Consider the following 15,021-nt stretch of genomic DNA (forward strand, 5'->3'; position numbering starts at 1 on the left):
TTTTAGGAGCCTTGACTTGGCTCATGATTTGAGTCAAGGCTGGTGAACTTGGTATATTGACCGACCCACATGAGTTCAGCAGTACCCGTTTCTCCCGACCGATTCTTGGCAAAAATAATCTCAGCCTTATTATCAATTTCGACTTCGGGATCATTAGCATTTTGATAATAAGCCTCACGATGAATAAAGGCGACAATATCCGCATCCTGCTCGATAGAGCCTGACTCACGCAAGTCTGATAATTTAGGGCGTTTGTCTTCACGTTGCTCAACGCCACGGCTGAGCTGACTGAGCGCAATCACAGGGACTTTTAATTCTTTGGCTAGGACTTTTAATTGCCGTGAAATTTCTGAGACTTCTTGTTGGCGGTTTTCCTTGCCCGTTCCAGAAATCAACTGCAAATAGTCAATTAAAATCAAGCCGAGATTGCCTTGCTCTTGGGCTAATTTTCGTGATCTGGCGCGAATCTCTGTGATTTTAATCCCGGGCGAATCATCCACGTAAATACTTCTATCCGCCAAGGCGCCTTGTGCAATGATCAAATTACTCCAGTCGTCATCGGTCAACTTACCTGTCCGCAAAGCATGGGCATCAATTAACCCCTCTGACGAAACCATCCGATTAACCAGACTTTCTGCCCCCATTTCCAGTGAGAAAATGGCAACCGTTTGCCCGAGCTTGCCGATATTTGAGGCAATGTTCAGTGCGAAAGCAGTTTTCCCCATGGCGGGGCGGGCGGCAAGGATAATCAGCTCGCCCTCATGGAGACCTGTCGTTTTCGCATCCAGAGACGGAAAACCTGTCGAAATCCCTGTCACCGTTGATTTCAGCTTGGATAAACGCTCGATTTCATCGTAATTGGTATCAATGATTTCCGAAATTTTACGAAATCCTGACCGCGTCCGCCCTTCTGTGACGGCAACGATGCCTTTTTCAGCCTCGGCGATAATATCGTCTGCAGCATCTTCCTGAGAATAGGCCCGTTCAACTGAATTCGTTAATTGGCTGATGAGCTTACGTAATAAAGATTTTTCAGCGACAATTTTGGCATAGAAAACAGCATGGGCAGCCGTTGGCGTACTCGTTGCCAATTCAGCGATATAGGAAATCCCGCCGATTGTCTCTAAATCGCCTTGATTTTCCAAAAGAGAGTGGACGGTCAGGACATCAATCGGACTGCGGTCGTCTTGCAAACGCAGCATAATGCGAAAAATAATCTTATGCGATGTCTTATAAAAATCATCTGCTGTGACGTATTCTGATACTTCAATCAGGCGGTCACTATCAAGGAAAATCGCCCCAAGGACAGCCTGCTCAGCTGCTAAATCTTGAGGCGGTGCCTTGAGCACATCAATATCTGCCATTTACTTCTCCGAAATTTTAACGCGAATCGTTGCCGTCACATCTTTGTGCAATTTGACTGGCACATCTTTCAAGCCAATCGCTTTGAGCGGGTATTCTAATTGAATTTTATGCTTGTCTAGTTTAAGATTAAACTGAGCGTTGAGCGCATCTGCGATTTTTTTCGAGTTGATAGCACCAAAAAGACGCCCATCTGCCCCAACTTTTTCTTTGACTTCAACAATCGTTGTCTCTTTTTCAAGTTCTGCTTTGAGCGCTTGCGCTTCTGCCAAGATTTCAGCTTCTGCTTTCTGCTCAGCCTTGACTTGACCTTTCAGTTCAGCCATGGCTTTGCCAGTTGCTTCTTTGGCTAGATTTTTCTTGATTAAAAAGTTTTGCGCAAAGCCCGTCGGCACTTCTTTGACTTCTCCGCGTTTACCTTTGCCCTTAACATCTTGTAAAAAAATGACTTTCATTTTAGTTCTCCTTTATTTGAACTGACTCAATACCCTTTTATGATAAAATAGATGACATAGGCCCAGCTAAACAGACCGTGAATACAGGCCCAGAAAATGCTGTGCCATTTGACATACGATATAACAATCGCTAGGGCACAACCAAACGTGATGCCACTGCTGGCAATTGAACGTGTCGTTTTTTCTTTATCCTTACAAACCATGCACCGCCTCCTAAGATAGTTTCCATCATTTTAAGCTAGTTGCTTTGTCATCACTCGAACGATTTAAAAGATTTAGCAACTCTTCTTTCACTTCATTTGGGGTTTTCTCGTAAATCTGCGCTGCTGCATTATTGAAATGCCCGCCACCGCCAAATTTTTCCATAATCCGTTGGACATTGAAGTCTCCTGACGATCGAGCTGAAATCGCCACATACCCATTTTCATGGTTGACAATCGTAAAGGAAGCATCAATCCCCACCATATTGAGAAGTGTATCTGCTGCTTTTGCGATGGTGACATTATCATACATCTTGCGGTAAAGCCCGACACCGATGGCAATGTTATCATGAAATTCAGCATTGAGGACGATTTCATTGATTTTCTTGTACTTATCAAACTCTGTTGCCAGAAACTTCTTGATCAGATTATTATCTGCCCCCTGAGAACGCAGATACGAAGCAGCCTCAAACGTTCTAGCGGTCGTGCCTTTAGAGAATTTCTGTGTATCGACAGAAATTCCTGCCAAGGCAATCGACGCTTCGACTTTGGACATCTTTTGTTTCTGATCATTTTGATACTGCAACACTTCGACAACCAGCTCTGAGGCTGATGACGCCCCACTCTCGATATAAGTCAGCAAGGCATTTTTCGGAAAATCATCATCACGACGATGGTGGTCAATGACAACGACTTTATCAAAGCTCTTATAAAAGTCATAATCCATGGTCTGACTGGTCTTAGAATGGTCAACCATAATCAAGAGCGAGTTTGCTTTTTTAAGTTCTCGCGCCGTCTCCATCCGAATAATATGGGCAAACCCATCCTTCGATTCATTGAGTTTGGCGATGGCACGTTCAACATCAGGCAAGAGTTGCTTGTCATCATAAACGATAAAAGCTTCTTTACCATTCATGTTGGCGAAAATTTTTGTCGCAACAGCTGCACCGAGGGCATCCATATCTGGATATTTATGCCCCATGACAAAGACGTTTTCCGACTCTAGCACAATTGTTCGGAGCGCTGTCGCAATCGCTCTGGCGCGTGTTCGAGATTTCTGAATATGACTGGCTGAATTACCGCCGAAATAAATCGGTTTGGCCGTATTGATATTTTCTTTGATGACAACCTGGTCACCACCACGAACGAGGGCCAACTCTAAGTTATCCAGTGCCGTTTTCCCAATCTTAGAGAAGTTTTCCAGACCGTAAGACATCCCGATAGACAGGGTCAATGAAAAGTTTTTTTCCGTCGCTTCCTCGCGGAAAGCATTGACGAATTCAAACTTATCATCCATGATTTTTTTTAAGGTCAGATAATTCGTGTAAATATAATAGCGACTGGCATTATACCGGCTGATATAGACATTATATTTGCTCGAAAAGGCGTCAATTTTCGTTGCAATGAAGTTATTGATAATCGTTCGACTACTATCTGAAATCAAATCTGTCGCATCATCGTAATTATCCACAGAAATAATCCCAATCACAGGTCGACTTTCCCGTGTGACTGTTTTCGCGACAACTTCACTCGTTGCATCGATAAAATAAAGTAGTTTCTTTTTATGGTCGACTTTAACAGCATATTTTTTCTGTCCGACAGGTAGATATTGCGTCCCCTGATTATCGATGTCCTGAACAATTTCTTTTATTTTATCGGCTTGTAATTTATCTTCATCATCGGCAAAAATGATGTCAACATAGGGGTTAAACCACTCTGGCGTATAATCCTGCTCGGAATATCTTAACACACCGATAGGCATGGTATCGAGCGTTGCATTCAGTGAGTTTTCAGCATTTTCATTCAGCGCACGGATATTATCTAGATTTTTAGCCGTCAACACTTTAGCACGCGCTAATAAAACCAAGGTCACGATAACGTTCACAACCAGCAATAAAATAAGTTCAGTTTGTTGAAATTCAGCCAAGCGCAAAATCAGCACTTCGCATAAATACACGACTGTCATGCCAATGATGATGACCAGTGGTAAAAACCTTTCGAAACGTCTCACGTCTACTTACTCCGATCTGAGAAAGTTAAGGGTCAGGCGCCTAACCCTTAACATTTTTTGATACTTCATAACGCATTTCTAATGGTTCATTTTACCACATTTTAGCCGTTTTTTCAAAAATTCAAGGCGCTAAGTTGACAGCGATTAGAGTTGACTTGCGACCTGGGTCAAATTATCAAATAGCTTATCTGCTCTTTTTTGGTTCAAACCAAACACCTTATCCTTGATGCCCCAGACTGTCGCACCTGAGTCAACTCCTGCATCAATGCCTTTTTCACTGTCTTCAATAACCAAAGTCTCCTCCGGCGTGACTGCTAATTTTGCCATGGCAACCTGATAAATCTCCGGATTGGGCTTGGATTCTTCGAAATCATCACCAGATAACACCACCTCGAAATAAGGCAAGAGTCCTGTCATTGCCATGGCTCTTAAAATCTCAATTTTAATGGTGCTAGACGCAAGACCTAGTTTGTAGCCCTTGGCTTTTAAAGCGTCCAAAGTAGACTTAGCATCTGAGAATAGGAGAGTGTCATAGGGAACTGCTTGATCCAGTTTATATTGCGTGTATGCTGCCTGTAGGGCAGGCACATCCCAATTGTCATAATCATCACGTAAAATCATATACCAGACCTGTTTCATATTCCCGCCTATGAAATCCAGTGGCGATAGATGGGCAATCGAAATCCCTTTGCTGTCCAAAAACTTTTTGCGTCTCGTATAATAATAAGGCTCGGTATCAATCAAAACACCGTCCATATCAAAAATAATGGCTTTAAATTTATTCATAAAGACTATTTTACCAAATTTTTTAAGATTTCGTATTGAAAATTTTCAGAATTTTCGCTAAAATAGAGTTAATACCATCAAAATTGAGCAATTGCTCAGTACGTTGCTAAGTACATATGATGCCTCTCATCCATTGACGCGTAGCCATTTTCTATTAAAACATAGCTTAATCGCACAACATCTTAGAACAATCAAAGGAAAATCTCATCTTGAAAGTTATTAAATTTGGTGGCTCTTCACTCGCAAGCGCCGAGCAACTCACAAAAGTCCGCAACATTGTCAAAAACGATCCAACCCGAAAATTCGTCGTCGTCTCAGCTCCGGGTAAACGCGACACCCATGACATCAAGGTAACAGATGCCCTGATTGCTTACTACAAGGCCTACAAAAATGGCAATGATGTGGCAGAAAATCAAAACTGGATCATCGCGCGCTATCAAAGCATTTGCGACGAACTCGGCATTACTGGTCCTGTCATGACCAACATTTCAGCTGACATCAAAGCCCTCGCCACACTTCCTATCCAAGGCAACAAGTTCCTTTACGACGCTTTCCTAGCCGCTGGCGAAAATAACAACGCTAAACTCATCGCCGAGTACTTCAGCGAAAATGGCATTAACGCCAAATACATCCACCCCCAAGACGCTGGTATCATCGTCACACCAGAGCCAGGAAACGCCCGCTTACTGCCATCAAGCAACGAAAAAATCAACTATCTCAATGAACTCGAAGAAACCCTCGTCATCCCAGGCTTCTTCGGCGTGACCGAAAAAGGCGACATCTGCACTTTCTCACGTGGTGGTTCAGACATCACCGGCTCTATCATCGCAGCCGGTGTCCATGCCGAGCTCTACGAAAACTTCACCGACGTGGACGGCATCTTCGCCGCACACCCCGGCATCATCAACCAGCCAGCTTCCATTAGCGAACTCACTTATAAGGAAATGCGTGAGCTCGCCTACGCCGGTTTCTCTGTTTTGCACGATGAGGCATTATTACCCGTCTACAGAGCAAGTGTGCCACTCGTGATTAAAAATACCAACAATCCCGAGCATCCCGGAACCAGAATCGTTGCCAAACGCAATCTCACAGGCAGTCCAGTTGTCGGTATCGCAGCCGATGGAGACTTTACCTCGCTCAATATTTCCAAATATCTCATGAACCGAGAAATCGGTTTCGGTCGTAAAGTGCTTCATATTTTGGAAAATCTTGGTATCCGTTTCGAACACATGCCAACAGGAATTGATGATATGAGTGTCATCATGCGCAATCGCTACCTGACCAAGCAAATCGAGCGCTCCGTGATTCAAAATTTGACGGAAACCTTAGAGCCTGATACCCTACATTTCGAGAAAAACTTATCGATTATCATGATTGTTGGCGAAGATATGAATGAACATATCGGGGTCACAGCCCGTGCGGCCAACGCACTCGCTAAGGCTGGGATCAATATCGAAATGCTATCCCAAGGTTCATCAGAAGTTTCTGTCATGTTTATCGTCAAATCTGACCAAGAAAAAGCGGCCATTAAGGCACTTTATCAGGCTTTTTTTGAAGCTTAAATTTATCCGTAATAAAAAGACGAGACGTCTTCATGGTGTTTACCCTGATTACTTCTCGTCTTTTGTTTTGCTCAATTTACTCATGGCAACTCGGATTTGGCGCTCTAACTCTGCTTCGATTTTAGCTTCCGGCGCAAAGTCCGTTGCCCAGTTATCCGGTTTCATGATTTTATGGGTTTCTGGGTCAAAATGGGGTTGACCATCTGGAAATATTTTGCCCATATTGGCGCTGTGCACCGCATTGAAAATCGCATGCGGGTCAATCCCCATGAGAACAAATGAACCATAGGTAAAGTAGAGCAAGTCCAAAAGGGCGTCCACTTCACCCGTCAAGGCATTTTCGCCTTCTGGAATGGGTTGAGCTTTGATTTTAGCTGCTGCTTTGTCAATCGCTGCATGCAGATTTTGTGTCAGTTCATCAAAGACAGGCACATTAGCATTGGATGCTGCAAAAAGAAATTCGACGATTTCTTCAACCTTGAAATCTGCCCGATGTCCAGCTTCTTCTGGTAAAAAGACACGTGGCATTTCCTGCGTTTTACCATCCATGACACGGTGAAATTCCTTGACCTTATTAAACTGGTCATCCTTACTGATGAAACTTTCAGCATGTTTAAAATTAATCAGCCCAAAATGTGACAAGGCTTTAGCAATGCCGTCTGAATTATTATTATCCGTGATGTAAGTCGCAACTTTTTTCACTGCAGCTGTCGCATTGCCCATACCAACGCCTAAGCCGACACCCGCCAGCATTTCTAAATCGTTATCTGAATCGCCAAAGGCCATGACTTGTGACAAGTCAAAGCCAAATTTTTTTCCGACTTTTTCAATCCCTACTAGCTTAGAATTTCCTTTGCTGATAAGGTCAGCTGAGTAAGCATTCGATCGCGTGGCTTGCAATTCAGGAAAATGTCCCATGATTTTATCAGTTTCGTCACTGGTTGCGACCATGATGACTTGATAAACGGGCTGTCTGATATTATCCGCTAAATTTTTAGATTGGGGTTTGATTTTTCTGACGACATTTTGAAAGCCACTTTTCGTCAAGCCTGACATTTTTTGTGGTAAAAGGCCTGCAATTACTTGCGCTGTCCGCGTTTCACCGAATTTGACAAGCCCACTCCCATGGACACCGTCCGCCATACCGAGAGAAACATCTCTGCCGTGTTTACGAGAAAAGTCGATGATGTCGCGCAGGGTTTTCTTGTCGATTGGCGAGGTTGAGAGGATGGCATCTGGCGTGAAGATGTACTGACCATTATAGGTCACAGCAAAATCAAGCCCCAGCGTTTCCATCAAGGGTAGGACAAAGGCAGGTCCCCGCCCTGTGGCGACGCCGACTAATACTTTGTTTTTATGCAACTCAGTCATGGCGCGTCTTGTCGTTGCGGCGACATTTCGTGTGCTGGTAAAAAGTGTCCCGTCTAAATCAAAAAAAACTGCTTTGATATTCATGTCTTTCCTTCTGTCTGTCTGTTTAAAAAGCCTTCTACCTCTATTATACAATTATTTATAGCAGATGACTGAAATAAATCACAACATTTCTGAAAATCCTTACACTTATCCGTATTTCAGGTAAAAAATATCGGACATTGCGCACGCAATATCCAATATCATGCTAGTGATAACCTGAGTTTAGACTTTCGGAATGAAGAGATGACCTAATGTTGCAGCCATGATAGCTTTGATTGAGTGTAGTCTGTTTTCAGTTTCTTGGAAGACGACAGATTGTGGCGCATTGAAAATCTCATCTGTCACTTCCAGCTCTGTTAATCTTGATTTCGCCTGAATAGCTTGCATTGTCGTCGTTGCTAAATCGTGAAAGGCTGGCAAACAATGCATAAAAATACAATCAGGGTTTTCAGTCTTCTCGAAAAGGCCAGCATTGACTTGATAAGGCATGAGTTTCTCAATCCGTTCATCATACTGGTCTTCTTCCCCCATGCTGACCCAGACATCTGTGTAAATCACATCAGCCCCTTTGACTGCAGCGGTATCAGCAGTAATCGTGATATGAGCGCCTGACTTTGCCGCTTTTTCTGCAGCAATCGCTTGAATTTCAGGTGCTGGCTGCAAGTCATCTGGTGCTAAAATCGTGATATTGACACCTAAAATGGCAGAGGTCACCAAGAGGGAATTTGCCATATTGTTACGACCATCACCGACATAGACCAGATTTTTACCCGTGTAGTCACCAAAAATTTCCTTGATAGTCATAAAATCAGCCAGCATCTGTGTCGGATGCCAAGTATCCGTCAAGCCATTCCAAACTGGCACGCCAGACTCGGCTGCTAAAATTTCAACGTCTGTCTGCTTAAAGCCACGAAACTGAATGCCATCAAACATTGACCCCAAAACTTTTGCTGTATCGGCTGTCGACTCTTTTTTACCAAACTGGACATCGTTTGGTCCTAAAAATTCTGGATGCGCACCCAAGTCATTTGCCGCAACAGTAAAAGCAGCCCGCGTCCGAGTCGATGTTTTTTCAAACAGGAGCGCGATATTTTTGCCTGCCAAATATTGATGCGGAAGATGCTGCTTTTTGAGTGCCTTTAAATGAATAGCAAAATCGATGAGGTATGCCAATTCTGCTTGGGTAAAATCAACTTCTTTCAGTAATGAACGTCCTTGGAACATCAAATAGACCTATCTTTCTGTCGTGAGCTAGGAACTATCCTGTGTGGATAATCAAGCTTTTATTGAATAATAAGTCTATTTTAATGTATTTTTATACAAAAGTCAAGTAGTAGCCGAAATATCAGACAAGAAAAGCAATGGCTTGATAAGGTTGCAACTGATTAGGCGTATAGGTTGTATAATTATTAACCAAAATCTCGCTGTCTACAAACTCAGTTAATAGCTCAAAATCGACAGGTTGATTTGAAAAGTTAGTCAAAACTAAGAGTTTTCGTCCCTCAAATTCACGGATGAAAGCATAAATATGCTCAGCTGCCTGATAAGCTGCCTGATAGGTGCCTTCCGAAATCAGCTGGTCAGACTTTCTCAACTGAATCAACTGCTTATAAAACTGATACACGTCGCCTGATTGTTCATTTACAACGTTAATCTCCGCATGATTACCCGTTGCCAACCACGGTATGCCCGTCGAAAAGCCTGCATTAGCCGTATTATCCCATTGCATCGGTGTCCGTGAATTATCCCGCGATTTGATTTGGATAATCTCGAAAGCCTGCTCCGGTGTATGCCCAGAAGCCAATAAAGCTTGATAGGCATTAATCGACTCCACATCGACATAATCCGCCATGGACTCAAAATCAGGGTCAATCATCCCGATTTCTTCCCCCATATAGACATAAGGCGTGCCGCGGCTGAGATGGATACTGGCAGCTAGCATGGTTGCACCTTTAACTCGGAAGTTTTTGTAGTCAATAAAACGGTTAATGGCGCGAGGCTGATCATGATTATTCCAAAATAAAGCATTCCAGCCCTGACCCTCGCTCATTTTTTCGCCCCAAGTGTGAAAGAGCTGTTTGAGTTGGGCAAAATCAAAAGGGGACTTGGTCCATTTTTGACCATCAGCATAATCTACTTTAAGATGATGAAAATTAAAGGTCATCGACAATTCCTGACGATCTGGTCTGCTATATAAAATACAGTTATCAATCGTCGTCGAACTCATTTCTCCAACTGTCACACTTTTTGAGTCCTTGCCAAAACTTGCGGTGTTTAGCAGTTGCAAATAATCATGTGTCAATGGTTTATCCGTATATTCTGGCTTGCCTTCATTGACTGGATTTGATTTGAGCAAAGCATCCTTACCAATCAAATTAATCACGTCAAATCTAAAGCCATGCACGCCTTTTTCACGCCAGAAATTCACAACATCAAACAGTTCTTTTCGAACATTTTCATTGCGCCAGTTCAGGTCAGCCTGCGTGACATCAAAGAGATGGAGATAGTATTTGCCGGTGTCACCAAAAGGTGCCCAAGCACTCCCACCAAATTTTGAGACCCAGTCCGTCGGTTCATCCTGAATGAAGAAAAAATCTTGATAGTAGGGGTCACCAGCTAAAGCTTTCTTGAACCATTCATGCTCAGTCGACACGTGATTAAGTACCATATCCAACATGACATCAATCCCACGCTTTTTCGCCTCTTGGATAAGGGTTTCAAAGTCAGACATGGTCCCAAAAACTGGATCAATGGCAACATAATCTGAAATATCATAGCCATTATCACGTTGTGGACTGGGATAAATGGGGTTGAGCCAAATCATATCAATCCCGAGATCGGCCAGATAATCTAGTTTCGAGATGATGCCACGAAGATCGCCAACACCATTCCCTGTCGTATCGAGATAAGATTTCGGGTAGATTTGATAAATTACTTGATTTTTAAATGTCATAAACTTTCTATTTCTAAGGCTAGTCACAAACGCAAGGCGTTTTTAGCCACTTGGTCTAGTAAAGGTGGCGACGCCCCCGAGATTTCTCTTTCCGTCGCGACCGTTTCTAGCCTATCTAAATGCCAAAAGGGCGTTAGCCTTACGGTTAGCCCTTTGGTATGCGGTTAAATTTTTGTTGCTGTCAGTAGCTGTTCGCCAGATTTAATCGTACGAGGAAGCTGACCAACTGCGTCGGGTTGGAAAATATCCTGATTGGTCACGATAACTGGTGTTTCAACGATAAATCCTTCATTTTTAATCAAGTCGATGTCAAATGTGAGTAATTTTTGTCCTCGTTTCACATGATCACCTTGCTTAACAAAGGCTTCAAATCCTTTACCGTCTAGTTTGACCGTATCCATTCCGATATGAATTAGCACTTCAACGCCTTCATCTGAAATCAGACCAACCGCATGTTTGGTTGGGAAAAAGGCTGAGATAACGCCATCAAATGGTGCTGTCAAAATCCCTTCAGACGGCTCAATAATCACCCCCTGCCCCATAATGCCTTGACTAAAGACTGGATCAGTTGCTGTTGCTAAAACACGAACTTCTCCTGTTAATGGACTAGTGACAGTGGCAAAAGTCCCTTTAGGAATTTCCGTTTTGGCAATTTTTTGCGCACCTTCAAGAATAGCAGGGTCACTGGCAAAAGCTGCATCTCCAGCACCTACAAGATCATTTTTGTTGAAAATGCCGGCTTGACGGAAGAAGAAGGTCAAGATAATTGGCACAACAATCGCAAGCGCCATTGGTAGAATGAATTTCAGCATATCTTCACCACGAATAGCAAGGATACCCGGTAAACCACCAACACCGATAGAGTTAGCACGAACACCCATGAGGGTTGAGACCATGCCTGCCACACCTGATCCAATCATGGCTGCAACAAATGGGTAGACGTATTTTAGGTTAATCCCGAACATGGCAGGTTCTGTTACACCCAACCAAGCTGAGATGGTTGCTGGTACTGAAATTTCTGCTTCTTTTTTGTTTTTTCTGTGGAGAAGGTAAATCGCAAATACTGAGGCACCTTGGGCAATATTTGATAAGTCAATCAAAGGCCATAGATTAGTTGACTTAAAATCAGCAATCAATTGTGCATCAATCGCAAGCGTTGTATGGTGCAAACCAGTGATAACAAGTGGTGCGTAAAGAATTCCGAAAATACCACCGAAAAGCCAAGAAAGTGAAGATGTTAAACCAGTGTTGACAACAAAGGAAATCCCTTGACCGATTTTCCAACCGATTGGCCCAATGATCGCATGTGAGGCGATAATCGTTGGCAACAAGGCAAATAATGGGACAAAAATCATCGAAACAGCTTCTGGGATATATTTCCGGAAGAATTTCTCTAAATAAGCGAGGAGGAAACCGGCAGCCATGGCAGGAATAACCTGGGCTTGGTAGCCGATTTTATCCATGGTAAAGAAGCCGAAATCCCATGACCAGTTTTTAGCAATCTCTGCTGCTGATGTGCCATTTACAGCGTAGGCATTAAGCAACTGCGGTGACACGAGCGTAATCCCGAGGACAATCCCGAGAATTTGCGTCGTCCCCATTTTACGTGTGACTGACCAAGCGATACCAACTGGTAAGAAGTGGAAAATCGCTTCACCTGGTAGCCAGAGGAAACCGTTGACGCCATTCCAAAATGGCGACACTTGGGTAATGGTATTCCAAACAGGTACGCCTTCTGATGTAAATTTCTTAACACCATCTTCAACAGCTTGACCGAGCGCCTGAATCTGAACACCCTCAAGAATATTACGGAAACCGAGGATCAAACCACCGACGATAATAGCGGGTAAGAGCGGTGTGAAAATTTCAGATAAAGTACCAACCAATTTTTGAACGACATTTTGATTGGACTTGGCCGCAGACTTCGCTGCTTCTTTTGACACGCCTTCAATACCGCTAACAGCAGAGAAATCGTTGTAAAAAGTTGCGACATCATTTCCGATAATCACTTGAAACTGACCGGCATTCGTAAACATCCCTTTAGTTGTCGAAATGTTTTCAATTTTTTTCTTGTCAGCTTTAGCATCGTCATTTAAGACAAAACGCATCCGCGTTGCGCAGTGCGTGACAGCGGAGATATTCTCTTTGCCGCCAATCGCGTCTAGCAACTCTTGAGCTTGTTTTTCAAATTTTCCCATGGTGGGGCTCCTTTTTTAAAAGTTTGAGTTAGCACCTTTGATACGGATTGTTTCATTTTACCATAGTAATCGATAAAATAGCGACACTCTTGACATCAAATTCGTGCAACTCAATTTAAGATAGTGAAATAAAAATGGCAATCTTGGTGACTTCGGCACCTTTGATAAATTCAATAACTTGTACGTACAAGTTATCCTGTAACTTAATTCTAGCACAAAAAAATATTTTTGCAAGCGTTTTCTTGATTTTTTTAAAAAAATTTTTTATCAATCACTTCAAACAGCAAAAAAACGACCTTCCCGGTCGTCTTCTTACTGATTTATCGCCACTCGCCCGCTAAAATTTGCTCAACGGCATAAGCCACACCATTTTCAACATTCGTTACTGTCGTATACTTAGCAATTTCCTTAACTTCAGCTTCAGCATTTGCCATCGCAATCCCGACGCCCACTGCAGCAAGCATGCTCATGTCGTTAAAATTATCACCAAGTGCTGCCACTTTTGACAAGGGAAGGTTTAACAACTCTGTCACTTTTTGGAGTGCTTGCCCTTTTTGCGCGGCTTGATGATTGACTTCAATATTATTCGCACCTGATGATGTCACAGCCAAATCTGAAATCTGTGACAGTTCCTCCTTAGCCAATAACAATTCCGGCTCATCAATCTGCCCCATGGCAAAGATTTTTAAAACAGTGATTTCAGGATTATCCAACACCGTCCTAAAATCCGCTACAAAGTTAATCGGTAAGCTCGCCATATGACTTTCTGCAATCTCAAAAGCCTCGGCTTCTGACAAATTAGGCGAGGTGCTTTTCAGCCAATGCGCGATACTGGCAATCCGATCGTCGATATTTTCTGTAAAGCCACCGTGATCCGTAAAGAGTTCAAAATAAATCTGATGACGCCGCAAGATGGCTATGGATAAGTCGAGTTTTTCCTTTTCAATGCCGACAGTAAAAAGATTTTGACCGTTTTCGTCAAAAATTTGGGCACCATTTGACGTAATATAACGACATTTAATACCAGCAGCCTGTAAAATCGGCTGCGCCTCCTCAATAGAACGACCAGTCGCAACTAGAAACTCAATCCCAGCAGCCTGTACTTGTTTGATGGCAGCGATATTTTCTGCTGAGATTTCCATCTCGTCGTTTAGTAGTGTACCATCCATATCTGATGCAATTAATTGAATCATTTTGTTTGTCTCCTATGAATATCTCTTAAAATTCTGTTTATTTTAAATACTTTGAAAACGTTTCCCTTTCATTTTAACATATTTTCCCTTTATTTTTGGTAAAATAAAGATATGAAAAAATATGAAATGATTTTACAAGACTTAGAAGAGAAAATAAAAAATAAAACCTATCAAGAAAATGATCTCCTGCCGAGTGAAAATGAATTGGTCAAAATCTACGATGCCAGTCGCGCAACAATCCGCCAAGCTTTAAAAATTATGGAAGAAAAAGGGTTAATCCAAAAGCAAAAAGGTCGCGGATCAGTTGTTATTGCGTCAAGCAAACTGAATTTCCCAATTTCTGGCTTGACCAGTTACAGGGAATTACAAGATTCACTCGGCTTTAAAAGCGAAACTGAAGTAATTAAATTTGAAAAAATCACAGTCGACAGCGAGCTTGCTGCGCTGACACTTTTAGAAATCGGCACCCCCGTCTGGTATATCATTCGCACACGTAAGATTGATGGCGAAGCCGTCGTTTTAGACACTGATTTTGTCAAATATGACATTTGTCCCGACATGACCAAGGATGATGTCGCCTACTCACTCTATGACTACCTTGAAAAACAGCTGAAAATTGAGATTTCTTTTGCCCAAAAAGAAATCACGATCGATTTCATCAATAATGAAGATCGGGAGCAATTAGATTTAAATCCGTTAGATCGCCATATCGTCAGTGTCAAGAGCCACGTTTTTCTCAATGACGCGAGCGTCTTTCAGTACACAGAAAGCCGACATCAGGTCGATAAGTTTCAATTCACCGAATTTGCCAGACGGCAAAAACGTTGAATTCACTATAGATTAAGTCATCTCAAACAAAGTTTGCGAATTTCTTTACAATTTCGGTAC

Annotated in this window: 12 protein-coding genes; 2 read left to right on the forward strand and 10 right to left on the reverse strand. The window is 42.7% G+C overall.

Going from position 1 to position 15,021, the window contains the following annotated elements; genetic code table 11:
* Window positions 1–2 precede the first annotated feature (2 nt).
* From dnaB to RsY01_RS06260, 5 genes are all read right to left on the reverse strand, one after another.
* Window positions 3–1,364 (reverse strand): replicative DNA helicase, encoded by a 1,362-nt coding sequence (dnaB, locus tag RsY01_RS06245; protein ID WP_094784702.1) that lies wholly within the window; start codon window positions 1,362–1,364, stop codon window positions 3–5.
* On the reverse strand, window positions 1,365–1,817 hold the full coding sequence (gene rplI, locus RsY01_RS06250; RefSeq protein ID WP_094784703.1) for a 50S ribosomal protein L9: 453 nt from the start codon (window positions 1,815–1,817) through the stop codon (window positions 1,365–1,367).
* A gap of 26 nt (window positions 1,818–1,843) precedes the next feature.
* Window positions 1,844–2,020, reverse strand: a complete 177-nt coding sequence (locus RsY01_RS11005) for a hypothetical protein (RefSeq protein ID WP_167373238.1) — start codon at window positions 2,018–2,020, stop codon at window positions 1,844–1,846.
* A gap of 25 nt (window positions 2,021–2,045) precedes the next feature.
* Window positions 2,046–4,028: a GGDEF domain-containing protein gene (locus tag RsY01_RS06255; RefSeq protein ID WP_167373239.1), complete on the reverse strand. Its 1,983-nt coding sequence runs from the start codon at window positions 4,026–4,028 to the stop codon at window positions 2,046–2,048.
* Window positions 4,029–4,172: 144 nt separating this feature from the next.
* Window positions 4,173–4,814: an HAD family hydrolase gene (locus RsY01_RS06260; protein ID WP_094784704.1), complete on the reverse strand. Its 642-nt coding sequence runs from the start codon at window positions 4,812–4,814 to the stop codon at window positions 4,173–4,175.
* 209 nt (window positions 4,815–5,023) lie between these two features.
* On the opposite strand from RsY01_RS06260, the gene RsY01_RS06265 reads away from it, so the two are divergent.
* Window positions 5,024–6,376, forward strand: a complete 1,353-nt coding sequence (locus RsY01_RS06265; RefSeq protein ID WP_094784705.1) for an aspartate kinase — start codon at window positions 5,024–5,026, stop codon at window positions 6,374–6,376.
* Between the two features lie 48 nt (window positions 6,377–6,424).
* Here RsY01_RS06265 and RsY01_RS06270 read toward each other — a convergent pair whose 3' ends face one another.
* From RsY01_RS06270 to RsY01_RS06290, 5 genes are all read right to left on the reverse strand, one after another.
* Window positions 6,425–7,831, reverse strand: a complete 1,407-nt coding sequence (locus RsY01_RS06270; protein ID WP_094784706.1) for a Cof-type HAD-IIB family hydrolase — start codon at window positions 7,829–7,831, stop codon at window positions 6,425–6,427.
* A gap of 180 nt (window positions 7,832–8,011) precedes the next feature.
* Window positions 8,012–9,013: an ornithine carbamoyltransferase gene (gene argF, locus RsY01_RS06275; RefSeq protein WP_094784707.1), complete on the reverse strand. Its 1,002-nt coding sequence runs from the start codon at window positions 9,011–9,013 to the stop codon at window positions 8,012–8,014.
* 121 nt (window positions 9,014–9,134) lie between these two features.
* A complete protein-coding gene (treC, locus tag RsY01_RS06280; protein ID WP_094784708.1) occupies window positions 9,135–10,742 on the reverse strand; it encodes an alpha,alpha-phosphotrehalase in 1,608 nt (535 codons plus the stop codon).
* 164 nt (window positions 10,743–10,906) lie between these two features.
* Window positions 10,907–12,940 (reverse strand): PTS system trehalose-specific EIIBC component, encoded by a 2,034-nt coding sequence (gene treP, locus RsY01_RS06285; RefSeq protein WP_094784709.1) that lies wholly within the window; start codon window positions 12,938–12,940, stop codon window positions 10,907–10,909.
* Between the two features lie 320 nt (window positions 12,941–13,260).
* Complete coding sequence (locus RsY01_RS06290; protein ID WP_094784710.1) at window positions 13,261–14,133, reverse strand: Cof-type HAD-IIB family hydrolase; 873 nt, start codon at window positions 14,131–14,133, stop codon at window positions 13,261–13,263.
* A 111-nt stretch (window positions 14,134–14,244) separates the two neighbouring features.
* Here RsY01_RS06290 and treR point away from each other — a divergent pair, with 111 nt between their 5' ends.
* On the forward strand, window positions 14,245–14,961 hold the full coding sequence (treR, locus tag RsY01_RS06295) for a trehalose operon repressor (RefSeq protein WP_094784711.1): 717 nt from the start codon (window positions 14,245–14,247) through the stop codon (window positions 14,959–14,961).
* Window positions 14,962–15,021: the final 60 nt, after the last annotated feature.

The sequence above is a fragment of the Pseudolactococcus reticulitermitis genome, from assembly GCF_002260845.1.
GTDB classification, from domain to species: domain Bacteria; phylum Bacillota; class Bacilli; order Lactobacillales; family Streptococcaceae; genus Pseudolactococcus; species Pseudolactococcus reticulitermitis.

Bases quoted from the DNA above. Each gene is read 5' to 3' on its own strand.
- dnaB (WP_094784702.1), bottom strand. From the start codon at position 1,364: ATGGCAGATATTGATGTGCTCAAGGCACCGCCTCAAGATTTAGCAGCT.
- rplI (WP_094784703.1), bottom strand. From the start codon at position 1,817: ATGAAAGTCATTTTTTTACAAGATGTTAAGGGCAAAGGTAAACGCGGA.
- RsY01_RS11005 (WP_167373238.1), bottom strand. From the start codon at position 2,020: ATGGTTTGTAAGGATAAAGAAAAAACGACACGTTCAATTGCCAGCAGT.
- RsY01_RS06260 (WP_094784704.1), bottom strand. From the start codon at position 4,814: ATGAATAAATTTAAAGCCATTATTTTTGATATGGACGGTGTTTTGATT.
- RsY01_RS06270 (WP_094784706.1), bottom strand. From the start codon at position 7,831: ATGAATATCAAAGCAGTTTTTTTTGATTTAGACGGGACACTTTTTACC.
- argF (WP_094784707.1), bottom strand. From the start codon at position 9,013: ATGTTCCAAGGACGTTCATTACTGAAAGAAGTTGATTTTACCCAAGCA.
- treC (WP_094784708.1), bottom strand. From the start codon at position 10,742: ATGACATTTAAAAATCAAGTAATTTATCAAATCTACCCGAAATCTTAT.
- treP (WP_094784709.1), bottom strand. From the start codon at position 12,940: ATGGGAAAATTTGAAAAACAAGCTCAAGAGTTGCTAGACGCGATTGGC.
- RsY01_RS06290 (WP_094784710.1), bottom strand. From the start codon at position 14,133: ATGATTCAATTAATTGCATCAGATATGGATGGTACACTACTAAACGAC.
- treR (WP_094784711.1), top strand. From the start codon at position 14,245: ATGAAAAAATATGAAATGATTTTACAAGACTTAGAAGAGAAAATAAAA.